This is a genomic window from Marinomonas sp. TI.3.20 (assembly GCF_038155025.1).
Classification (GTDB): domain Bacteria; phylum Pseudomonadota; class Gammaproteobacteria; order Pseudomonadales; family Marinomonadaceae; genus Marinomonas; species Marinomonas flavescens.
In genome coordinates this window covers 21,449-45,031 of the sequence record NZ_JBAKAS010000013.1, presented here as the reverse complement: position 1 = coordinate 45,031, position 23,583 = coordinate 21,449, and the positions used below count along the sequence as shown (strand labels likewise).

Here is a 23,583-nt window from a genome sequence, read left to right as displayed (position 1 = left end):
GGCGCTAAACGTCTGACTGTGTTTTCAAAACTTCCAGTAAACGCCCCACGCGCTATAAACATCTTGCTATAATGACGCTGCTCGGCTGTCATCGATTTTTGTTTTGCTATAACGAATTATTCTTACTCTCAGCCATGTTTATTATTGCCCTTTGATTTTTTTAGAGCCAACACTATGTCCGCGACACACACATTTTCAGGTCTTATTCCTGACGTTATTTTAGACGCCGTAGAATCCACAGGATTATGGTGTGATTCGCGTATTTATCCGCTCAACAGCTATGAGAATCGCGTTTATCAAGTCGGTATTGAAGACAGCTCACCGGTGATCGCCAAATTTTACCGACCCGGGCGCTGGAACGATGCGCAAATTGGTGAAGAGCATGAGACCTTGCTGGCTCTGCAAGCACAAGGCATTCCTGTGGTCGCACCATTGACGTTTGAAGGGAAAACCCTATTCCATCACAACGACATACACTTTACTCTTTCGCCCAAATTAACAGGACAACATCCTGAAGCCGACAACCTTGATCAGCTGTATCAACTTGGCGAACTGATTGGACAAGTTCATCAAGCCATGTCGACACCTTTTAAGCATCGCATCAGTGTCTCGCCGTTAGATCAAATCGAACAAGCCGCCGCGTGTATTCTAACGGGCGATCATTTACCTCAGAAACTCAAAGCAGAATATCAAAAGCAAATTAGTCGTCTTCATGAGATGAGCGTAGCGCAACTCAATATCTACTGGCCAACACAGTTACGTCCGGTTCATGGCGATAGCCATCGCAGCAACTTAATGCTTCACAATGATCAATTCCACCTTCTCGACTTTGATGACTGCCAAAATGGTGTGGCGGTTCAAGACCTGTGGCTACACCTAACGCAAACGGAAAACCCAAGGCAACAACTCAGCGAAATAATCGAAGGGTATGAAACTTACTTGCCTTTTGACACGCGTGAACTAGGTTTAATTGATGTGTTTAAAAGCGCTCGAATAATCCACTACGCCGCTTGGTTACAAGAGCGTTGGCATGACCCTGCTTTTGTCAAAGCCTTCCCTTGGTTTGCCAGTGATGAATACTGGATCAATCATTTGAATGAACTTAAAAGCTGCGAACTAGAATGGGGAAACATGTCTCTATGAATGCATTAGAATCCAAATTAGAAGCGCTCTTTGGCTTTAACCAATTCCGCCAAGGTCAAGAGCAAACGATTCAACAGTTACTCGCTGGGCACTCGTCATTAGCAGTATTCCCTACTGGCTCTGGCAAATCATTATGTTATCAATTTACAGCGACACAACTGCCTAATCTGACCTTAGTTATTTCGCCATTAATTGCATTGATGCACGATCAATTAGACTTCTTGCGAAGCAAAGGCATCGCCGCCGCCAGTTTGGATTCCAGCCAAACCAAAGAAGACAGCCAAGCGGTCATGGAAGGCGTGCAAAACGGTCACATTAAAATACTGATGATTTCAGTGGAACGTTTTAAAAACGAGCGTTTTCGCCGTTTTATCAAACAAGTACCGATTTCAATGTTAGTCGTTGATGAAGCTCACTGTATTTCTGAATGGGGCCATAATTTTCGACCAGATTATTTAAAACTCCCCCATTATCAGCAAGAGCTTCAAATTCCTTTGGTCCTGCTTCTCACGGCAACGGCAACACGCCGAGTACAAAGAGACATGGCGCAGAAATTTAATATTTTTCCTGAACACATCACTCAAACCGGTTTTTACCGCGCCAATTTAGACATCGAACTGATTCCAGTACAAAGCGACGGCAAGATGTCTGAGCTTAAAAAAGTACTTATCGAGGTATCGGGCCCTAGCATTGTCTACGTCACCCAACAAAAAACAGCGGAAGACATTGCCAATACTCTGATGGCGAATAACTTTCCTGCAAAGGCCTATCATGCCGGGTTAAAAGACGATGTCCGTCGTCAAATTCAAGCTGACTTTATGTCCGGCCAGACGCCGATTATCGTCGCCACCATTGCCTTCGGCATGGGCATCGATAAAGCGGATATCCGCCTCGTGGTCCATTATGATTTGCCCAAATCGATCGAAAACTACAGCCAGGAAATTGGTCGCGCTGGACGTGACAATTTACCAAGCCGATGTGTCATGTTGGCGAGCTTAGACGGTTTGCACACCTTAGAAAGCTTTGTCTATGGCGATACCCCACAACGCCATGAAATAGAGGCGCTGTTAAGCCAAATCAAAGAACAAACAGTTCATGATGAGCAGTGGCATACGGATCAGTGGGAAACGCAACTGTACGGCCTTTCCAACCAAACCAATATTCGCTCTTTACCATTGAAAACCCTATTAGTACAACTTGAAATGTTTGCTGCCATAGAACCAAAATACAGCTATTACGCCGACGTTCGACTCAAATGGGAAACCGATCGCTTTGCCTTTAAAGCACGCATTCCCGCTGAGATGCAAAACACTTATGATGCGATATTAAACGGGATTCAGTATAAGAAAATTTGGGGAAGTCCAAATTTTGATGCCATCTATCAGCAAGCAGGTATGTCACGAGGGGAGGTATTGCAAACACTAGACTTTCTTGCTGACCAACATGCCATCACACTGGAAAGCAAAGGGCTGACTGAAGTTTATCAAGTGAACACTCGAGTCTTTCATCAGGAAACACTGCTCAACCAGCTTAGTCAGTACGTCGAAGAAAAAGAGGTGTCAGAGATAGAACGCATCGCGACCATGATTCGTTTTTTCCAACTGGATCGCTGCCTAAACCACAACTTAGCAAAATACTTTGGTGATAAAAACGCGCCCGAACATTGCGGTCATTGCTCGGTCTGTAAAGGTAAGGTACTAGCGTTTACTTCGCTCACCTCACAGCAGGATAATTGGCAACAAGATCTGGCTTTTTACGTCCGTGAATTTGTCTCTCATCTGCAAAGCAAAAGCCCTAACACTGTCGTTACTGATGTGTTAATAACACGCTTTTTAACCGGCCTGACTCAGCCTATTTTTACCAAAGTAAAAGCGCGCACATTGTCTGGCTTTGCAAAATACGAACAACAGGCTTATCGAGACGTACTTGATGCTGTAAAGAGTTTTTCTTAAGTTAAGAGACGCCTACGTCAAAAATAGCCACATAGATAAGCAAATATCGATGTGGCTAGTTATTGGTTAACGTTTCTAAACACATATTTCCATCAATCAGCTGTAACTTCTGACGTTTATCGAGTTGCTTGACGCGATACTCTAATACTGAGGCATCACTTCTGGTACCAACAGTTTGATGCCACATTAACTCTAAGGGGCCTTTTCCTTTTAGGTATCGAGCACCTCGTTTATTCACTCCAGAATGCTCTCTAAAGCGGCGCTCTACGTCGGTTGTAATACCAGTATAAAGTGTATCTAGCCGAGTTTTGATGATGTATATACTCCACTCACTCATTGTCGAATCCATTAACACCCAAACCCAAAATAGTATTATCTAATTACCTATCATCAACAGCAAGGTCGATGCCGTAGCGAATCCCATTCCATAGTTGAATATTCGTTGGCGCTTGTCATCAGTTAACCAACGACGAATAGTCACGCCCGCCCACGCCCAGAGCGTTATGGCAAGAAATCCCATACAAGCAAAAAATACGATAATCCAAAAACCAGATTGAACATACAAATCGCCAGTCAAAGAAAATGAGCTGACACAGCCAATCGACATCATCCACGCTTTCGGATTCACATATTGAAAGAGAGACGCTTGCCACCAGCGCATAGGAGCCGCCCGTTCTTTTGTATTCGATAATTGCCCTACGGGAGCACTTGCCACTTTCCAAGCTAGCCAAAGTAAATAAGCACCACCAATCCATTTCAATACCAAATAAATCGGTGGATACAGTACAAATAAAGTCCCTAAGCCAAGCAATACCGAAAACAATAAAGAAGCCATACCCAATACAATGCCCACCATATGAGGCAAGGTGCGGCGGAAACCAAATTGCGCACCAGAGGCCAGTAACATCATATTATTCGGGCCGGGTGTCACCGACATAATAAAAGCAAACAATGCCAAGGTGACAAAGAAAGAGGCATCGGTAATCACGACAAGTCTCCTTTTGAGTTCGTTCGAAGCAGATCGCTAACAACCCCAATAAAACTGGCTTGAGATAATTCCGCTTGGCGCTTTTCATGACTCAACCCAATATCTTGCATTTGTTGCTCGCTCAGTTTGTTCAGCGCTTTGCGTGTTTGATAGCGCTCTATACAGTGTTGTATGTGAGTCAATAATGAAATAATCAACATGATCTGCTCTTCCTTTTAAGCGTCTATTTCTAATATCTTTAGACGTTCGTTCTAAGCTTTGTCCCTATATCCATTAGGATAATAAAAGGCACTGCGTGTATGGGCAGCTAGTATAGAGAGTGACTTGAAATCAATACAGACTCAAAAAATCACTTTATTAACCATACAGAAAAAACTTTATTTGACTGTATGGTGGCAATTTCCAATATCTGTATGGTAATTTGATGACGCAGGCTCAGCTACAATATCGCGACGAATCAATACAGCTATACGTGCAAAGGAGAATACACCATGAGCCTATATCAAGATCTATCAAAGCGACTAAGAGAACACATCGAATTAGGCTTTTATAAACCGGGTGATAAGTTACCTTCTGTGCGTCAATTATCCCAAGAACATGGCGTCAGTATTTCGACGGTTCAAGAAGCATATCGTCAACTAGAACAAGATATATTAGTCGAAGCTCGTCCAAAATCAGGCTATTTTGTCGTCCAAAAACCCCGTGTTGATAATCTCCCTCGCGTATCGCGCCCACCTCAACGGCCGCTTGATGTATCCCAATGGGAAGAAGTCTTTAATATGCTAATGATTCGCGGCGACGAAAAAGGCGCTCAATTACAACATGCAATGCCAGATATGACGGTATCAACATTAAAACCGCTGTTAAAAACACTGGCAGACCTTTCTAAGAAAAGCCCAGAATTAGGTCTCGGCTATGGCGACATCAGGGGTTCTCAAGAGTTACGAACTCAGCTATGTCGCTTAGCTGGCGCTTCTGGCTGCCAACTTCACCCTGACGATATCGTGGTCACATCAGGTTGCCAAGAAGCACTTTCTGTTTGTCTGCGTGCCGTAACTGAGCCTGGGGATATTGTTGCGATTGAATCACCTAGCTTTTATGGTTCTATGCAGGCCATTAAAGCCGCTAACCTTAAGGCAATGGAAATACCCACTCACCCAGAAACAGGAATCAGTCTAGAAGCCTTAGAGCTCGCGCTAGATCAATGGCCAATTAAAGCTATTTTAGTCACACCGACCTGTAATAATCCTCTTGGCTACACCATGCCAGACGACAAAAAAGAGCGCCTTTATCGACTCGCTCAAAGCTATGACATTGCCATTATCGAAGATGATATTTATGGTGATATCGCCTACCAGTTTCCTCGTCCTAGGACCATTAAGTCCTTCGACGAAGACGGTCGAGTACTACTTTGCTCATCGTTTTCTAAAACTATCGCACCTGGCATGCGAGTTGGCTGGATTGCACCAGGACGTTATCGAGACAAGGTAACTCACATAAAATACGTCAGTAGCTCCATGTGCCCAACACTTCCACAACTCGCTATTGCGCAATTCATTCGCCTCGGTGAATACGATAAACATATTCGAACTATGCGCCAACGCTATGAAAAACAAAGAGATCATATGCTCACCGTGATCAAACGTTATTTCCCTAACGATACTCGAGTAAGTTTTCCTAATGGCGGCTTTATATTATGGGTTGAGCTTAATAAAAGTGTCGACAGTATAAAGCTAGTAGAGCAGTGCCGATTAGAAGGGGTGGGATTTGCTCCAGGACCATTATTTTCTGCGACAGGGAAATACCGTCACTGTTTTAGAGTGAACTTTAGTGGGCAAAATATGGAACAAAGAGAATGGGGAATAAAAACCTTAGCCCACATTTTGCTTAGGTTTAGCAAAACACTTTAGGCTATGTGAATATAAAACAGAGTGCCAAGCAAATAATTCATAAAAAACAATCCATAATAAATACCTAAGAACAAATACCTAAGAACAAAATAAGACTCTAATTATTATTGACGATGTTTACATTATTAAAAAATGATGAGTCTTTGACCAAATCTTGTTACCATCGTTGCCATCATAGTCGGGGGGCATTTTTTTGCTGAGATCGTATAACACGAGACCCGTTGAACCTGATTCAGTTAACACTGGCGTAGGGAACTATTGTGATAACAGTGCTTGCCACTGTGTCCCATATACCAATTTGGGCTTCTCGATAAAGCGTTCAGATAACACTTTCTGATCAAATTGGCTTATGCAGTTCCTTGCGTCACCGTTAGGAGCTCATATGTCTAGTCACTCTGTTCCACACAGCAACCCGGTTAAATACAACCACCCAACGTCTCAGCCAAACGGCCTTGGCACACCTATTGTGTTGACCATCGCTGGGTCAGACAGCGGCGGTGGCGCCGGCATTCAAGCAGACATCAAAGCCATTTCTGCCACTGGCGGCTTCGCCTGCTCAGCCATTACCGCGATTACGTCGCAAAATACCCTCGGCGTTGCGGCTATTTTTCCGATTCCACTAGACCACGTTAAGAGCCAATTAGACGCGGTCTTTAGCGACATCAAGATCACTGCCGTTAAAATAGGCATGCTAGCGGACAGCAGCATCATCAACACCGTGGCCGATACACTGCGCCAATATCGACCCAAGTTCATTGTGTTAGATCCCGTAATGATTGCCACCAGTGGCGACTTATTACTGCAAGAAAGCGCCATTAACACACTCAAACAGACGCTCTTCCCTCTGGTAGACATCATCACGCCCAACCTTCCTGAAGCTGCTGCGCTCACCGGGTTACCAAGACCAACCAACGAAGATGAGATGCTCGCCATGGTGCCCACGCTCAGAGCGTTGGGGGCAAGTTGCATACTGCTAAAAGGCGGTCACTTAGACGACCAAGAAGAAAGCCTTGATCTACTCATCACGGCCACCACAGTCGAAAGGCTCTCTGCTCCACGGATTCACACGAAAAACACACACGGCACCGGCTGTACTCTCTCCTCTGCGATGACGTCTTATCTGGCCCAAGGGTACTCTTTGCTCGACGCCGTTCACCTCGCTAAATCCTACATTAGCCAAGCAATCAAGCACGCCGACCAGCTCCATATTGGTCAAGGCCATGGTCCAGTGAATCACTTTTTTGCCCTGCATCAAGATGGCTCAACACAATGAGCCAGACACCACTTGGACTCTCTATTCAGCATGCTTGCTTGCATTACCATGGAGCAGAAACAGCCACCTTACAAGACATCTCGATGGACATTCCCGCGGGAGAATGGACCTGTTTGCTGGGGCGCAGCGGCAGCGGAAAAACCTCGCTACTGCGTTATTTGGCAGGTTTACTAGACGATAAAATAGACTGGCGCGGTAACGTAACCTGCAGTGATGGCCTGCCTTTTCAGCACCGCATTGCTTATATGGCGCAACAGGATTTGCTGCTGCCGTGGTTATCGGTCGAAGACAATGTCTGCTTAAGTTACCGTTTTAACCAACAAAAAATCACCCGTGAAGTGCGTGAAAAAGCGCGTTTCCTATTGGATCAAGTTGGCTTGCTAGCAGCGCAAAATGCACTTCCTCAAACCCTGTCTGGAGGCATGCGCCAGCGTGTCGCTCTGGCTCGAACACTGATGCAGGACAAGCCTTTTGTGTTAATGGATGAGCCCTTTTCGGCGTTGGATGCGGTGACCCGCCATAAACTACAGAAGCTGTCTTATACCCTGTTAAAAGGCAAAACTGTCATGTTAATCACCCACGATCCACAAGAAGCAGTTCGCCTAGCAGGAAGCTTATACATTTTAACCGGTTCACCTGCGCAAGCCGAATCATTGCCCTTGCCCAATCTGCCGCCACTACGAGAATTAGACCCAGAGTCTGCGCTTGTTCAGCAACAGATATTCCAGACATTGGAGCGAGATAATGACTGATTTAACGCCTCTGGCCAGCCGGACAACAAAACGCCATTGCAGCAATAGTTCTAACAACAATAGTTCTGGCAGCAAGGCACTTTACGCACTAATGCGTGGCATTATTATCGTCTTCGCCATTCTGATAACTTGGCAGGGATTGATTGTCGCTTTTGATCTTCCCTCGTTTATCTTGCCGACACCACTGTCGGTGTTGGATCGCTTATTACTACGCCACGACGTATTGATGCGCCACTCATGGGTCACCGCTCAAGAAATTATATTCGGTTTATTGCTCGGCCTCAGTATGGGGTTGTTTTTTGCCTTGCAAATGCTGCTGTTTAAACCAGTCAAGCGCTGGTTGCTGCCAATATTGATTGCCAGCCAAGCAATCCCCGTGTTTGCCATTGCGCCGGTATTAATGCTTTGGCTGGATTACGGCATTGCTTCAAAAGTCGTGATGGCCGCCATCATCATCTTTTTCCCTGTCACGACTTGTTGCTACGACGGGCTGAATAACACGCCGAAAGGCTTTCTTGATCTCGCTCACACACTGCAAGCCAGCCGTTGGCAGCAACTTATTCATGTCCAACTACCGGCCGCTCTTCCCGCCTTAGCCTCTGGCATTCGTGTCGCGGTCGTCATCGCGCCAATCGGAGCCGTCGCAGGGGAATGGGTCGGCTCCAGCGCTGGTTTAGGCTACCTCATGCTACAAGCCAACGCCCGCATGATGATAGATGACATGTTTGCCGCCTTATTTATTTTGTCTCTACTCTCGGTGGCTTTGTATTTCATCACCGACTTTGCCCTCAAAAAGCTCATCCCTTGGGAGCATTAATGTTCTTGCTAAAACCAATTTCCCATAGAAACAAAGCACTCTGATCTCTCACTAACAACAAAAGGAAAGCACGTGAAAAAAATCATCGCAAGCACTCTACTGACCTTGGCGTCTGCGCTCTTGGCAACACACGCCCTCGCCGAGACGCAGAAAATCACCCTAATGTTGGACTGGTTTGTTAATCCAAACCATGGCCCCATCGTGATCGCAAAACAGCATGGCTACTTTAAAGAACAAGGGTTAGACGTAACCATTCAAGAACCTGCAGATCCAAGCACGCCGTCTAAATTAGTGGCGGCCGGCAAGGTCGATATGGCCGTTTCCTACCAGCCAAGCTTGATTATGGACATTGCTCAAGGCTTGCCCTTGGTGCGCTCTGGCACCTTGGTCGCGACACCGCTTAATTCAATGATCACCCTAAAAAAGAGCGGCATCAGCACTCTTGCTCAGTTAAAAGGTAAAACCATTGGTATTTCGATCGCCGGCAACGAAGAAGCTACCGTGGGCACCATGCTCAACAGCGTAGGTTTGAGCATGAATGATGTGAAAATCGTCAATGTCGGTTGGGCGCTGTCTTCATCACTGGCCTCTGGAAAAGTCGATGCCATTTGGGGCGGACTGCGCAATTTTGAAAAGAACCAACTGATCACAGAAGGCTATCATCCTGTTATGTTTTACCCAGAAGAAAACGGTGTGCCAAATTACGATGAACTCATCTTTGTCGTAAACGCAAATAAACACAATACTAAGGCGATTCACGCGTTTAATACCGCCATTGAAGAAGCCACCACTTACATAGTCAACCACCCTAATAAAGCGTGGCAAGAATTTGTCACTTATGCGCCAGATACGCTGGACAACAAGCTCAATAAAATGGCTTGGCAAGATACGCTATCTCGCTTTGCACTTCGCCCTGCCGCGATCGATTTAGCACGTTACGATGATTACGCCCGCTTCTTATTTGACCATAAAATCATTACCACTTTGCCAGCAGCCAAAGACTACCTTCCTACTTTTTAATCAGGTGATTTATGCAATATCAAGATTTAATCGACGCTTGCCAAACCGAGTGGCAAGCTTACACACAACATGACTTTGTCACACAATTAGCGGCAGGAACCTTACCTAACGACAGCTTTTTACATTATTTAAAACAGGATTTTTTGTTTTTAAAACAGTACGCCAGAGCCTATGCTTTGGCGGTGTACAAAGCCAATTCTCTAGCGGATATGCGCCAAGCCTTGCCGACATTGAATGCGTTATTGAGCAGCGAGATCAGCCATCATGTTAGCTTTTGCCAAGACTGGGGCTTAAGCGAAACGCAAATGGAACAAGAGAGAGAAGACTTTGGCACCCTAGCCTATACTCGATACGTTCTTGATGCGGGCATGAGCGGCAACCTCGTTGACCTTTATGCCGCCCTAGCACCATGTGCCATAGGGTACGCGGTGATCGGTCAACAAATCAGTCTCGATAGCAAGACTCTATGGGAAAACAACCCATACAGAAGCTGGATCGAATTGTATGCGGGAGACGATTACCAAGACCACGCCAAGCAAGGCGCTCAGTACTTCAATACATTGCTGGCCAACATTGACATCGACAGTGAACGAGGCCAACAACTTGTCGAGGTATTTTCTACCGCCACGAGAATGGAAGTGGCTTTTTGGCAGCAAGGCTTAAACGCAAGCAATTAGGAGAATGGCAATGCATACTCACATGATTCTCAATGCGCTGCGCATCTTGAGAGAACAAAAACCGCTCGTGGTTAATATCACCAATTACGTGGTAATGAACAATACCGCCAATGCGCTACTGGCTGTCGGGGCGTCACCGATTATGGCGCATTCTCGTCAAGAAATGGCGGAGATGATGAGCTTTGCTGGTGCTCTAGTCATTAATATTGGCACCTTAGACAGCGAATGGATCGAGCGTATGACGTTTGCTATCGAGCAAGCTAACCTGCATAAAAAAATCATTGTGCTTGATCCTGTTGGCTGTGGCGCAAGTCTGCTTCGCACCGCGACCTCTCGCCGCTTTGCAGAACTGGCCGAACGCTTGATCATTCGCGGCAATGCCTCGGAAATCATTGCGCTCGCGGGCGAATCCTCACAAGGTAAAGGCGTCGATGCAATGGACAGCAGCAGCGCGGCAATAAAAGCGGCCATGACCTTGATGAAAGCCTATGATGCAAGCGTCGTGGTCTCTGGAAAAACCGACTACATCATCAATAAAACGTTTATTCAGCAAGAAAAAAACATCCTCGCGTTAGACAACGGTCATGCCATGATGCCATTGGTAACAGGGATGGGCTGCTCTCTTTCTGCACTGACTGGGGCATTTTCAGCCATTGGTGAAACCAGTGGTTTGGCGGCTGCCGCAGTGTTTGGCGTCGCAGGTGAAATCGCAGCCGAACACGCAAACGGCCCAGGCAGTTTACAATTGGCGATTTTAGACGCGCTCTACAATCTCGATGAAGCAACACTGGCAGAACGCTTAACGCTCACAGCGATAGACACCTCCGATAGAATCATAGGTTAGTATCAGATGAACCCATATCAGCTTTATTTGGTCACGGATGAAAATCTAACCCTAGAGCGACTCAAATACGTTGTCGCTGAGGCGGTTAAAGGCGGTGTGACCATGGTACAGATTCGCGAAAAGCACCATGATGTGCGCGCTTTTATCGAACGGGCAAACGCCATCAAAACCGTCCTCCAAGGCTCTGGTGTGCCCTTGATCATTAACGACAGAGTAGATGTGGCTTTAGCGGTCGACGCCGATGGCGTTCATTTAGGACAATCTGATATGCCGGCAAGCTTAGCGCGACAGCTGATTGGCCCAAGCAAGCTATTGGGCTTGTCCATTGAAAGCCACCAGCAACTAGCAGACGTTGTTGACTTGCCGATAGATTACATTGGACTCAGCGCCATTTTTGCCACACCGACAAAAACCGATACGCTCAATCATTGGGGAATTAGCGGTTTAAGGGACGCATTGCAAACCACCTCATTGCCGATTGTTGCTATCGGTGGAATTAATCCCACCAATATCGAAGAAGTCGCAGCAACAGGTGTTCATGGTATTGCGCTGGTATCGGCCATTTGTCAGGCCGAAGACCCAAGATTGGCTAGCGAAGAGATAAAAGCGTTACTATAAAAAATGCCTCTCGTTTAATCAGGTTAAGCGAGAGGCATTTTCAATTAACTCGGAATATTTTCACACTATGGTTTCAACTGGCTAGCAAATTCGCCAACGGCATCTACGACGTCCTTAACACCATTTTGAATTTCAATAATTACATCACCAACTTCACCAGTAAGCTCTAACCCTTGCTCTGCTTTTTTCCGGCTATCCTCCACCATGTTTACTGCATTTTTTGCTAATTCTTGATTTCGCAGAACAACACCCACAATCTCTTCTGTGGCTTTAGTCGTTCTAGAGGCCAGGAGCCTTACTTCATCAGCAACTACTGCAAATCCTCGGCCTTGTTCACCGGCTCTGGCTGCTTCAATGGCGGCATTTAAGGCCAATAAATTCGTTTGATCTGCGATATCTCCGATACTTTTTATGATGCTACCTACTTTTTCAGATTGCTCATCTAAATCAGAAATACCTTGTGACACTAACGTCATCTGCTCCGCGAGTTCATGCATGGCAGAAACGGTATCTTTTATAATACGACGCCCTTTAATAGCCGTTTCATCTGTGACTCTTGATGTTTCATAAGCAATCCCTGCGGTACGGCTAATGGCTAACTCTTGATTAACTTGATCTGTGATTACCGTAGCGAATTTCACTACTTTGTAGAAATGACCATGGGCATCGGATATTGGATTATAGGACGCCTCTAACCAGACGGTGTCTCCACGACTATCAAGACGTTTAAAACGACCAACAACAAACTCTCCACGCTTCAGCCTTTCCCAAAAAGCAGTATATTCTTTAGACTCTACCTCTTCTTGTGTGCAAAAAACACGATGATGCTTCCCTTTCAGCTGCTCTTTGGTATAACCCATTGACTTAAGAAAGCGATCATTTGCAGTAAGAAAAAGGCCATCTAAATCAAACTCAATCACAGCAGCTGAACGCTGGAGGGCCTTAACTAAATTTTCATGCTGGATCGATGATTCAATGGTACGAGTAAGATTGTTGGCGTGAACGGAAATATACTCAATAGCACCATCAACCGTTTTTACCGGCTGTAAGATCACTCTAAGCCAAGCATTACTATGGCTGTTCATTGCTACTTGATAGGCACCTGACCAGTGTTTCCCTGATGCGATAGCGTCTTTCAATAGCTTAAAATGAACGGTATCCCTTAACTCGTTAGGAACAAGGTCGATCATTCTTTTGCCTAAGACATCGCCTTTATCAAGTGCCAACTCTTCCAGAAATAAAGCATTAACCTTGACGATTTCACCCGTAGAGGACAGCGTCAGACTTAACATTTCTCGGTCTAAGCTATCTCGAACCTGACGCATAGATGAGATCTCTTGCTTTAAGAGATCATAATCCTGTTTGTTTTTCTTCCATCCAAACATATTCCCTTGTCCTTTTACCTTCTATGCACCAAAACGGTTAATGTAAATTGATCATTCGAAAATTTCACAGTTGCTCTATTCTCTGTGTAAACGATAACACTGTATCACTCTCTAGTATTAATAATCTTTTAAACACTCTCTAGTAGAAGCCACTGCTGTTATAAATATGTTACAAGATGTGAATACTGTCAACGTTGATACTCGCGTTCATTCATAGCAAAAAACGGATTCCATGATCTACATAAAACCCTATGTCGCGATATTTTGGTAATTTATGGCCATAGTTATCAATTAACTTATGGAACTGGTACTTATGGGAAGGCAAAAAACTTAAGAAGTTCGCCTTTTTATGAAAAAAGGCGTTTTTGAATGCGTACTTATTGACTTGATAACGCTATTGCTTGCTCTACCTTAATACGATATTCCTCTGGCAAGGGTATTGCGGCTTTCAGCTTTTGAGAAAAACATACGTAGGTGACCTGAGCCTCTGCGACAAGCTCCTGCGTTTTATCATTAATAATATTTTGTTGCATGCTAATACTACGATTACCTAGCGCCGAGAAGGCTGTCTGCACTTCTAGCACATCCCCAAAACTCGCTTCTTTCTTAAAATTAATATTGATATTTACCACAACCCAAGCAATACCTTGCTCCATCATGTCGGAGCCAACACCAAAATCGTCAAAGAACGCCCAACGTCCTTCTTCAAGAAACTCAAGATAGCGTGCGTTATTCACATGCTGAAAAATATCTAGATGGTATCCTCGAACTTTTATTTGGACCTTATTTATCATTATTTTCTCCCAGTTAAACAATCAATTAGAAAATCCTACTTAGACAATGAGTAGAAAAAAATAACAAAATCGCTCGACTTTACTAGCATTGCCTTCTAAGGCACACTCGCTTACTTCCTCAACGGTAGTGGAACTATGGCAAACACCCTTTCAATACAACAAGCTCGTAAACTCGCCTTACTTTCACAGAGATTACCGAGGTCTGATTATTCAGGGATATCCGGCACCCAGTCCGCGATTCAACAGCTCGGTTACATTCAAATAGACAGTATCTCTGTCGTCACTAGAGCACATCATCATACGCTTTGGAGTCGAGTGAAAAATTATCAGCCAGAGTTCATTGATACGTTATTAAAAGAGAAGAAAATATTTGAATATTGGTCCCATGCAGCAGCGTATTTACCTTTAGAAGATTTTCGTTATTCGTTACCTAAAAAAGCGAAAGTAGCCGAACAACAACATTGGTTCGAACGCGACCTAAAGGTAGAAAAAGAAGTCTTATCTAGAATTCGTATAGAAGGCCCATTACAAGCGAAAGACTTTCAAAGACCTAAAGAGCATGTGGGAGGATGGTGGCAATGGAAACCAGCAAAAAAAGCCTTAGAGCAATTATTTATGGCAGGGGAATTAATGTGCCCTTATCGTGTTGGTTTTCAAAAAGTCTATGACCTAACAGAGCGCGTACTTCCTTCGAGTATAGATCATACAATGCCTAGTGATGCAGAAGTGGCCCGTCATCTCATACTCCAAGGTCTGCGCAGTCATGGCCTCGTTCAGCTTCAGGAATTAACCTATCTTCGTAGCGAACTTAAGGATCATATTAAAGAACAAATACAAGCCATGCAGGATGAAAATACGCTTCAAACCATCTCAGTTAACAAGCAATTATACTTCACTAAAAATGAATTATTAGCACAGCTCAATCAACCGCTTTCTAGGCAGCAAGTTAAATTACTTTCTCCCTTCGACAATTTAGTCATTCAACGCAAACGTATCAAACAATTATTCGACTTTGACTATCGTATTGAATGCTACCTTCCCGCTATCAAAAGGCAATATGGTTACTATGCTCTTCCTATCATTTGGCAAGGTCAGCTTGTTGCACGAATGGACGCTAAAGCGGATAGAAAACTAGGTGTGTTCATTATTAATAAACTCGTATTAGAAACAGGTTATTATCATAATTTTGAGGTTTTTCTTCATGCCTTACTGCCGGAATTGAAAGCCTATGCAGCTTTCAATCACTGTCAATCAATTCAGATACTTGAAACGCTACCGACATCACTAAAAGTTAAGCTGGCTTTTATGTTAAAAGAGTAAAGCTGAAAGCAAAAAAGCGACCCAATGGTCGCCTTTTCAATCATTATTTATAAGTAAAAATGAGTAAAAAAATTACTTATTTATCACCTTTTTCCATAGGTTTTTTGCCTTTACCGTGATTCATTTTATCGCCACACTTTTGGTGTTGTTTTTTCTCAATGTCAGCAAATTTCGCTTTTTGCTCTGGCGTTAAAATATTCAGCGTTTGGAATTGCTTTTCTAATCTGTTTACTTGGCGTTCGACTCGATTATTTTGTTCTTCTTTCACCATTGCTGTCGCTTTGGATTTATCGAATTTGTCGGCAAGTAATAATTCATTCATTTGCTTATCATGTTCCGCCATTTTGGCTTTCATCTCTGCGCCATTAGCTTGACGAAGCGCTTTAATTTTCTGTTTCTGTGCATCGGTTAAGTCTAGGCGCTTAATAATGCGAGGCGTCAAATTTAGTCCTGGAGCGCATTGCTCCATACGAGGATTTTTATGATCACCTTTTTGATTGTTCTTATCTCCATTACTCGCTGCAAATGCACTCGCAGTACCTAAAGCAATTGGAAACATAATCGTAGCTAAGATAATTTTTTTTGCCATTTTCATAGTATATTCCTTATTAATAATTTAGATGTTCGCTACATCGGGTGCTTCCTAAATAGCGAGTGAGACTAGAATAGAACGTAGAAAGTAAACTGACGTATATCGAAGGTAAATTATCGTAAAGTCAGGACGACTACTGACATTTCTCAGTAAAATGAAGCCTGTTCTTGCTTATCTTTAGGCATGTATTTTTTTAGAACTCTTTTGTTAGGAATATTCCATGGCACACATTCTCTTAATCGATGACGATACTGAGCTCACAGACCTACTCAAAGAAGTCTTAACACTGGAAAACTTTACTGTTTCAACCGCTCAAGATGGCGAAGCAGGGCTAAATGCAATGGACAGCAGTATCGACTTAATCTTATTAGATGTGATGATGCCAAAATTAAATGGCATTGAAACACTAAAACGACTTCGTGAAACGTGGGAAGTGCCAGTGCTTATGCTTACAGCAAAAGGAGAAGAAATAGATCGCGTTATCGGCCTTGAATTAGGTGCTGATGATTACTTACCTAAGCCATTTAGTGAACGCGAACTGCTCGCTAGGATTCGAGCCATCTTACGCCGTGCTCAAAACACAAAAGACAACAAAGAAAGTAACAACAATAAACGCAACGACTATATTACCTACCAAAATATTAAACTTTACCCTGGTAAAATTGAAGCCTATTGCAATGATCAACTATTGGATCTGACCAGTACAGAGTTCGCTCTTTTACATCATTTTTTACTTCACCCAGGGCAAGTGATTACCAAAGACACCTTGAGTTTGGATGTCCTTGGCAAGCGTCTTGCGGCTTTTGATCGAGCCATTGATATGCACGTGTCTAATCTTCGAAAAAAACTACCAGAGAGGGTCAACAACAAGCCTCGGATTAAAACCCTTCGTGGTCGTGGCTACCTATTAGTGGAGGAAGAATGATACGTTTGCCTAAAATTACCAGCTTATACGGTCGTATTTTTGCTATTTTTTGGTTCACTATGTTTCTAGTGTTACTTGCGGTTCTGGCTTTACCACACCTTGATCCACGTAAAGTGAAAGATATTCCTAACAATAAATACAAAGAATTTTTAAACATTAGGAATCATATCGAAAATCGTTTTTCCCTCGAACATAATATTTCGAAAATCACTCAAACCATGGTATCCAAATACAATCAGAACGAGTCTAAAGAAGCACAAAAACAAATAAAAAATGATGAGAAAAATTTCAAAATCAATGGTCAACCAATGTTTTTTATCGTTAATAATGAAGGGAATGTTCTCACTCAATATAAAGCCCCAAATTTCATTTATCGAACCTTGCGAAACTTCATTACCTCGCTTGAAGATCCAACTATTCCAAGGCAAAGACTTTACGGACGTTTTATGGTTTCAGGACCAATACCAATCGTCTTAGCAGGTTCTAATTATCAATTTTATATTGGTGAAAAATGGAACCGTCCACCCAGTTTTTTAATCAATTTATTTGATCATCCATTCCAACTTTTATTAGTCGTAATGTTAGTCAGTACACCATTTTTACTCTGGCTTTCTTGGGCACTAAGCCAACCCGCCCGTCTATTAGAAAGAGCCGCTCAAAGCGTAGCAAGGGGCGAGTTTAAAATAGACCCTAAGTTGGAGAAGGGCTCTTCTGAGTTTCGTCAGGCCGGTGCTAGCTTTAACCAAATGGTGGAAGCAATTAATCAGATGATATCCCGCCAACAACGCCTACTGTCAGATATTTCTCATGAGCTTAGATCCCCACTCACTCGCCTTAGAATGGCGCAAGCGCTAGCAATAAGAAAACAAGGAGAAAGCCAAGAATTAACACGGATTGATACGGAAGCCCAACGCCTTGAACAAATGATTAGCAAACTACTTGAGCTTTCTCATATGCAAGTAGATAGTCATTTAAATCGGCAAAATCAGCCGCTACAAAGCATTTGGGAAGCGCTATTAGAAGACACTCAATTTGAAGCAGAACAAATGGGCAAACACTTAACCTTCACGGCAATCCCTGAGCGTAATATTAACGGCCACCCTCAACTTCTGGTAAGCGCCTTAGAAAATATTGTTCGTAATGCGATCTACTATGGAAAAGACAAAATACAGGTGTCTATGAGAGTCATTGCTGAGCAATTAGTGATTCGAGTAGAGGACGACGGTGATGGGGTTCCAGAAGAAGAACTAAATGCTATTTTCAGACCATTTTATCGAGTCTCGACAGCCAGAGATCGCCATAGTGGTGGAACAGGGCTAGGGCTATCCATCACTGAAAGTGCAGTACGCCAACATAACGGAAGTATTAAAGCCGCTCGAAGCTCTCTTGGAGGACTGCTAATAGAAATTCATCTGCCATTAAACTGATGACCATCAAATGACAGTAGACTAGAGGCCATCAATTATCTCATTGAACGCCTCTAATCTACTTTTAGAAGTTTAATAACTATTCCGTTACTAGATCACCTATATTTCCTGAGCGTTTTTTAATCACAAAAAAGCTACAGATCAACATTACGCCTGTCACACCGATGGTGGCAAAGGTTTCAGGGCGATAGTCTGGGGAAATACACATATAACCCAGCACCATCAAAATCACGGCTATTGCTGCCCAAGTTAAGCCAGGGAAAAACCACATTTTAAAGTCAGGCGAATTACCTTCTTTTTCCATTGCTGTGCGCATTCTTAATTGTGAAACCGCAATCACAAGGTAAACAACAAGAGCGATTGCCCCTGTTGTAGAAAGTAGGAAGCTAAATACCTCTCCTGGAAATACGTAGCTGGCAAAACAACCAATAAAACCTGCAATGGTTGACGCTAGAACCGCTAAATGAGGAACACCATTTGAGGATAGTTTTTTTGCAACCGCAGGAGCATCGCCTCGACGAGCAAGCGAATAGAACATACGAGAAGCAGTATACAAGCCAGAGTTCATACAGCTACACACGGCAGTTAGCACAACAATGTCCACCAATAATTTTGCATGGGGTACATTTAGTGACATCAACACATATTGAAAAGAACCTTGTTTAAGCGCAGGATCGTTCCAAGCCACTAAGGACACGACAATAAAGATAGAAAGCAGGTAAAACAAAGCAATACGATAGAGAACAAGCTTCGTTGCTAGACGAATTTTTGCTTTTGGATTTTCTGATTCAGCAGCGGCAATTGTTACAATTTCAGCCCCAAAGAAAGAGAAAATAGTGACTAACACACCTGCCAATACAGCCCCAAAGCCTTTCGGCATAAAGCCACCATGAGAATATAAACTAGCGATACCACTCACATGAGCAAGCGGCCAAAAACCAAAAACAGCTAAACCTCCCACAATTATAAAAGCAATAATGCCAATAACTTTAATCAGAGCAAACCAGAATTCAAACTCACCAAAGCTCTTTACATGCCATAAATTGGAAATTGTCAAAACAATCATGATCGCAACAGCAAATTCCCAAGAGGCAATATTTTGAAACCAAGCATGAAGTATATTAGCCCCGGCAATCGCTTCAACAGGGATAACTAACACCCAAAACCACCAATATAGCCAACCAATGGTAAAACCTGCCCACGGCCCAATTGCCCGCGCTGCGTAGGTTGAAAAAGAGCCTGAGTCAGGATTAGACACGGCCATTTCACCCAACATTCGCATTACCAATAAAACCAGTAAACCTGTTAATGCATAAGAAATTAGAATCGCTGGCCTTGTTGTAGAGATCGCATTTGCCTGCACACGCTACACCAAGATAATAATTTGCAGTGGTCTGATAATTTGCCTGTTTGTGACGTTCAAATAAGATATGATTTAATTCAAAACCTTCATTCTAAAACATAGCGAGATACACATTGCAGAAAAAAAACAGTAAAAACTTCGCTACTATTTCGGATGTTGCTAAATACGCTAAAGTCGGAAAAACCAGCGTGTCCCGCTATCTAAACGGTGAACAAGATAAACTATCTGAGCTATTAAGAGAGAGAATTTCCAGCGCGATAGAACATCTGGATTTTCGCCCAAATCATTCAGCTCGTATGCTAAAAGCAGGCCACTCAAAACTGATTGGATTATTACTTGCGGATGTCACAAACCCTTATTCCATTGATATTCTTCAAGGCATAGAGCAAGTTTGTCGACGTGAAGGCTACATGTTGATGGTATGCAATACTGATAACGAAAAAGAGTTACAGAAAAGCTACTTAGAGCTACTTGAAGCTCATCGAGTAGATGGACTCATTGTTAACACTACAGATATGGCCTCTCAGCAACTCAATCACCTTAAACAAGTCTCTTGTCCTCTGGTTCTTGTCGATAGAATTGACACTTCCTTAGGAGTTGATTCAGTTAGTCTCGATAATGAAGCGGCTGCGATCGTCGCTTGCGAGCATTTACAAGATAGATCGTATGAAGCCATTCTTACCATTACAGAATCAATGGAAGTGGCTCCTCGTAAAGCGCGGGTAGACGCTATAGAAGCCTTTTGCCAACAAAGTTCGACACTCTCATGCAAGTCTGTGGAAATAAATAAAAGCAACGAACCTCACCTTATCAAAACTATTAGCGATTTTATGGGTGCTAACAAGGAGCTCAAAAAAACCATTTTTTCGATCAATGGAGTCACGACCCTGTGCGTAGCTAAAGCGCTACAAAAAATGGGGCTGAGTATTGGTCCACAACTCGGTCTAATCAGCATTGATGATCCAGAATGGGCTCAACTTTTCGAGGGTGGTATTACCGTTATGCGACAACCTAACCGTGAAATCGGAGAGCGAGCTTGCAATAGACTGCTGTCTCGCATCCAAGGAAATATGGAGCCTGCACAACACATCCAGTTGGCAGCAAAGCTTATCATTCGCCAATCAACCTAGATCCCAAAGCGCACTTCAGAAGCAATAGACTCTATTCATGGAACCGATCCCATGATATTGTTATTATGCTTGATGTGATCAATATAAATACAAAAAGAGTACTCACAGAGTCTGTTTTTAGATCATTATTCTCGCACTGATTCTTGTTACTGTGAGGCACTATCTTTTAGTGGATAACCTTCTCAATATAAAAACACAGCTAAAATCGCTCTATACAGTCACTATAAATCTAAGAAGAGAGACAATAATGCAAAACAACCCTACGCCATCATTTGTCACACTGGGTGAAGCCATGGCACTATTTATTGCGAAAAATTCTGGTGCTCTTTCTGAGGTAGAAGAGTTTAGCCGCGCGCTCGCTGGGGCAGAAGTAAATGTTGCAATAGGAATGGCACGTTTAGGATTCCCTTCTTCCTACATAAGTAAAGTGGGCCAAGATTGTCTTGGTAAATTTATCCGACAGGCTATTGCAAAAGAACAGATTGGAACCGAGGGCATCACAGAAAGTACTGAGCATGCCACCGGCTTCATGATGAAATCAAAGCAAACTGATGGTAGCGATCCTAGTGTTGAGTATTTTCGTCGTAACTCTGCCGCCTCAACATTAAATGCCTCGGACATTGATCGTGAGCTTTTCACTGCAGGCAGCCATCTACACTTAACTGGCGTTGCCGCGGCAGTTTCAAGCTCCATGAGGGAAGCCGTACAACAAGCACTGACGTTCGCAAAAGAACAAGGTTGCAGCATCAGCTTTGATACCAATTTACGCCCTTCCCTTTGGCCGGATACCGCCACCATGGTCCGCACGATTAATCAGCTCGCCTTTGCTAGCGACATTGTTCTACCGGGCGTAGAAGAAGGTAAAATTCTCGTTGGCAGTGAAGATCCTGAAACCATCGCAGATTTTTATCTCAACCACGGAGTAAAAACCGTGATTGTAAAACTAGGTGGCCAAGGTGCTTATTACAAAACCTCAACCGGCGAATCCGCCACCATTGCAGGTTTCCCTGTCGCGCAGGTTGTAGATACGGTCGGCGCGGGAGACAGTTTTGCAGTGGGAGTGATATCTGCATTACTAGATGGAGAATCAACTGAACACGCCACTCGCCGAGGCAACCTATTTGGCTCTCTAACCGTGCAAGTTCGCGGTGATAGTGAAGGCTTACCAACTCGCGCTCAACTCAATGAATTAGTACAGGTATAATCCAATGCGCCAAAAAGTCATCTTATACAAAGCCATTCCATTGCAGGAACGTAAACGACTTGATGAAATATTTGATGTCACTTACTTTGACTCGATAGATGACTCAAATAGAGACGCTTTTTTTACTGCACTAGCGGAAACCGAGGGCATTATTGGTAGCAGTGTCGAGATGAGCTCTAATGTATTAAACAAAGCACCAAGGCTCAAAGCGGCTTCCACAATTTCTGTTGGTACAGACCAATACGATTTAGACTATCTTGCTAAGCGCAATATTCCATTAATGCATACTCCTGATATTCTTAATGAAACCACTGCAGATACGATTTTTACTCTTATCATGTGCACCGCTAGACGCGCCATTGAACTGTCAAATATGGTTCGAGAAGGGCGTTGGAAAAAGAGCATTGGCGAAGAGCAATATGGCACAGATGTGCATGGAAAAACCTTAGGTATCATAGGCATGGGGCGCATTGGTTACGCCATTGCAAAACGCGCCCATTTTGGTTTTGACATGCCCATACAATATAGTAATCGCAGTCAAAATGAGGTCGCTGAAAACGACCTAAATGCGACTTACATGAACATGGAAACCTTACTGAAAACGTCTGATTTTATCTGTGTAATGGCACCATTAACGGCCCAGACTAAGCACCTGATCGGTGAAAAAGAATTTGCTCTCATGAAAGAAAGTGCCATTTTTATTAATGGCTCACGAGGCAAAGTTATCGACGAATCAGCGCTTATTGACGCGTTAACTAGAGGCTCAATACGCGCAGCAGGGTTAGACGTTTTTGACATTGAACCATTACCAGCCAATTCACCTCTGTGCAAGCTCGACAACGCAGTATTATTTCCACACATCGGCTCTGCAACCGCAGAAACCCGCCTAAATATGGTTACTTGCGCGGTTGATAACCTTATTCGTGCGTTAAACGGAGACCTATCCAAAAATTGCGCTAACAAACACTTATTCAACCGCTAATCCTTCTATACATACGAGTTATTAAGTCACCCTCATTTAGAGGACCTCTGATATGAATTAAAAGACGTAAATGGCATTCGATTAAACATTAAAATCGTCGTCGAACCCACCACCGAAGTCATCAAAGCCGCCTTAATAAAAATATATATAGAAAATTACACATATCTTACAGTCTTTTCTAGGTTAGAGTTTTTAAAGATATTCCACTCCTCACTTTAAAATTAAATAATTGTTTTATAAGGATTTTTATTAACTTTCAAACTTAATAGCACTATTCTCATTGATGGGAAATAGAGTAGAAATTGCTATTTAGTACATATGAAAACTTAATCCACAGACAAACATCAATGCCATTACCTTGAACTTGATCCAGATCATAGCCCTGAGACTTTTAGTGGAGCATTCTACATTTCCACGTAGAGGATTCCGATAAATATTGTGATTTTGTCAACCTCTCGTTGACCGGA

At 43.4% G+C, this 23,583-nt stretch carries 23 protein-coding genes and 1 riboswitch; of the genes, 16 read left to right on the top strand and 7 right to left on the bottom strand.

Annotation, left to right across the window (positions count from 1 at the left end; genetic code table 11):
• Positions 1–174: 174 nt before the first annotated feature.
• Together V6259_RS13355 and V6259_RS13350 are read left to right on the top strand one after the other, a co-directional pair.
• On the top strand, positions 175–1,143 hold the full coding sequence (locus tag V6259_RS13355) for a serine/threonine protein kinase (protein ID WP_341584943.1): 969 nt from the start codon (positions 175–177) through the stop codon (positions 1,141–1,143).
• Positions 1,140–3,095, top strand: coding sequence for a RecQ family ATP-dependent DNA helicase (locus V6259_RS13350; protein WP_341584942.1), 1,956 nt, complete (start codon positions 1,140–1,142; stop codon positions 3,093–3,095). Before V6259_RS13355 ends, V6259_RS13350 begins: the two co-directional genes overlap by 4 nt.
• Before the next feature lie 55 nt (positions 3,096–3,150).
• Here V6259_RS13350 and V6259_RS13345 read toward each other — a convergent pair whose 3' ends face one another.
• From V6259_RS13345 to V6259_RS13335, 3 genes are read right to left on the bottom strand one after another with little or no spacing between them, the layout of a single operon-like run.
• Positions 3,151–3,432, bottom strand: a complete 282-nt coding sequence (locus tag V6259_RS13345) for a GIY-YIG nuclease family protein (RefSeq protein ID WP_341584941.1) — start codon at positions 3,430–3,432, stop codon at positions 3,151–3,153.
• Between the two features lie 39 nt (positions 3,433–3,471).
• A complete protein-coding gene (locus tag V6259_RS13340) occupies positions 3,472–4,083 on the bottom strand; it encodes a LysE family translocator (protein ID WP_240536909.1) in 612 nt (203 codons plus the stop codon).
• Positions 4,080–4,283, bottom strand: a complete 204-nt coding sequence (locus tag V6259_RS13335; protein WP_341584940.1) for a DUF1127 domain-containing protein — start codon at positions 4,281–4,283, stop codon at positions 4,080–4,082. The genes V6259_RS13340 and V6259_RS13335 overlap by 4 nt, the downstream gene beginning before the upstream one ends.
• 291 nt (positions 4,284–4,574) lie before the next feature.
• On the opposite strand from V6259_RS13335, the gene V6259_RS13330 reads away from it, so the two are divergent.
• The 8 genes from V6259_RS13330 (at position 4,575) to thiE (ending at position 11,994) form a co-directional block, all read left to right on the top strand.
• A complete protein-coding gene (locus V6259_RS13330) occupies positions 4,575–5,993 on the top strand; it encodes an aminotransferase-like domain-containing protein (RefSeq protein ID WP_341584939.1) in 1,419 nt (472 codons plus the stop codon).
• A 169-nt stretch (positions 5,994–6,162) separates the two neighbouring features.
• Positions 6,163–6,264, top strand: a riboswitch (TPP riboswitch).
• Positions 6,265–6,375: 111 nt separating this feature from the next.
• Positions 6,376–7,266, top strand: coding sequence for a bifunctional hydroxymethylpyrimidine kinase/phosphomethylpyrimidine kinase (gene thiD, locus V6259_RS13325; protein ID WP_341584938.1), 891 nt, complete (start codon positions 6,376–6,378; stop codon positions 7,264–7,266).
• A complete protein-coding gene (locus tag V6259_RS13320; protein ID WP_341584937.1) occupies positions 7,263–8,018 on the top strand; it encodes an ABC transporter ATP-binding protein in 756 nt (251 codons plus the stop codon). The genes thiD and V6259_RS13320 overlap by 4 nt, the downstream gene beginning before the upstream one ends.
• Positions 8,011–8,835 (top strand): ABC transporter permease, encoded by an 825-nt coding sequence (locus V6259_RS13315; RefSeq protein ID WP_341584936.1) that lies wholly within the window; start codon positions 8,011–8,013, stop codon positions 8,833–8,835. Before V6259_RS13320 ends, V6259_RS13315 begins: the two co-directional genes overlap by 8 nt.
• A 72-nt stretch (positions 8,836–8,907) precedes the next feature.
• Positions 8,908–9,855, top strand: coding sequence for an ABC transporter substrate-binding protein (locus tag V6259_RS13310; protein WP_341584935.1), 948 nt, complete (start codon positions 8,908–8,910; stop codon positions 9,853–9,855).
• Positions 9,856–9,866: 11 nt separating this feature from the next.
• Positions 9,867–10,532, top strand: a complete 666-nt coding sequence (tenA, locus tag V6259_RS13305) for a thiaminase II (RefSeq protein WP_341584934.1) — start codon at positions 9,867–9,869, stop codon at positions 10,530–10,532.
• Between the two features lie 10 nt (positions 10,533–10,542).
• A complete protein-coding gene (gene thiM, locus V6259_RS13300; protein ID WP_341584933.1) occupies positions 10,543–11,376 on the top strand; it encodes a hydroxyethylthiazole kinase in 834 nt (277 codons plus the stop codon).
• 6 nt (positions 11,377–11,382) lie between these two features.
• On the top strand, positions 11,383–11,994 hold the full coding sequence (gene thiE, locus V6259_RS13295) for a thiamine phosphate synthase (RefSeq protein WP_341584932.1): 612 nt from the start codon (positions 11,383–11,385) through the stop codon (positions 11,992–11,994).
• Positions 11,995–12,059: 65 nt separating this feature from the next.
• Here the strand turns inward: thiE and V6259_RS13290 are convergent, their stop codons facing one another.
• Both V6259_RS13290 and V6259_RS13285 read right to left on the bottom strand, forming a co-directional pair.
• On the bottom strand, positions 12,060–13,379 hold the full coding sequence (locus tag V6259_RS13290) for a methyl-accepting chemotaxis protein (RefSeq protein ID WP_341584931.1): 1,320 nt from the start codon (positions 13,377–13,379) through the stop codon (positions 12,060–12,062).
• 377 nt (positions 13,380–13,756) lie between these two features.
• On the bottom strand, positions 13,757–14,173 hold the full coding sequence (locus V6259_RS13285; RefSeq protein ID WP_133010220.1) for an acyl-CoA thioesterase: 417 nt from the start codon (positions 14,171–14,173) through the stop codon (positions 13,757–13,759).
• 135 nt (positions 14,174–14,308) lie between these two features.
• Here V6259_RS13285 and V6259_RS13280 point away from each other — a divergent pair, with 135 nt between their 5' ends.
• Positions 14,309–15,493 carry a winged helix-turn-helix domain-containing protein gene (locus V6259_RS13280; protein WP_341584930.1) on the top strand — a complete coding sequence of 395 codons (1,185 nt, stop codon included), beginning with the start codon at positions 14,309–14,311 and terminating at the stop codon, positions 15,491–15,493.
• A gap of 76 nt (positions 15,494–15,569) precedes the next feature.
• Here the strand turns inward: V6259_RS13280 and V6259_RS13275 are convergent, their stop codons facing one another.
• A complete protein-coding gene (locus V6259_RS13275; RefSeq protein ID WP_341584929.1) occupies positions 15,570–16,088 on the bottom strand; it encodes a Spy/CpxP family protein refolding chaperone in 519 nt (172 codons plus the stop codon).
• Positions 16,089–16,305: 217 nt separating this feature from the next.
• Here V6259_RS13275 and V6259_RS13270 point away from each other — a divergent pair, with 217 nt between their 5' ends.
• Together V6259_RS13270 and cpxA are read left to right on the top strand one after the other, a co-directional pair.
• Positions 16,306–17,010: a response regulator gene (locus tag V6259_RS13270; protein WP_341584928.1), complete on the top strand. Its 705-nt coding sequence runs from the start codon at positions 16,306–16,308 to the stop codon at positions 17,008–17,010.
• Positions 17,007–18,437 carry an envelope stress sensor histidine kinase CpxA gene (gene cpxA, locus V6259_RS13265; RefSeq protein ID WP_341584927.1) on the top strand — a complete coding sequence of 477 codons (1,431 nt, stop codon included), beginning with the start codon at positions 17,007–17,009 and terminating at the stop codon, positions 18,435–18,437. The genes V6259_RS13270 and cpxA overlap by 4 nt, the downstream gene beginning before the upstream one ends.
• Positions 18,438–18,516: 79 nt before the next feature.
• Here the strand turns inward: cpxA and V6259_RS13260 are convergent, their stop codons facing one another.
• Positions 18,517–19,800, bottom strand: coding sequence for an amino acid permease (locus tag V6259_RS13260; RefSeq protein WP_341584926.1), 1,284 nt, complete (start codon positions 19,798–19,800; stop codon positions 18,517–18,519).
• Positions 19,801–19,913: 113 nt separating this feature from the next.
• Between V6259_RS13260 and V6259_RS13255 the strand changes: the two genes are divergently transcribed.
• The 3 genes from V6259_RS13255 (at position 19,914) to V6259_RS13245 (ending at position 23,116) form a co-directional block, all read left to right on the top strand.
• The gene (locus V6259_RS13255) at positions 19,914–20,930 is read left to right on the top strand and encodes a LacI family DNA-binding transcriptional regulator (protein WP_341584925.1); all 1,017 of its coding nucleotides are present in this window, start codon (positions 19,914–19,916) and stop codon (positions 20,928–20,930) included.
• Between the two features lie 247 nt (positions 20,931–21,177).
• Positions 21,178–22,134, top strand: coding sequence for a sugar kinase (locus V6259_RS13250; protein ID WP_341584924.1), 957 nt, complete (start codon positions 21,178–21,180; stop codon positions 22,132–22,134).
• A 4-nt stretch (positions 22,135–22,138) separates the two neighbouring features.
• A complete protein-coding gene (locus tag V6259_RS13245; protein ID WP_341584923.1) occupies positions 22,139–23,116 on the top strand; it encodes an NAD(P)-dependent oxidoreductase in 978 nt (325 codons plus the stop codon).
• The last annotated feature ends 467 nt before the right edge of the window (positions 23,117–23,583 follow it).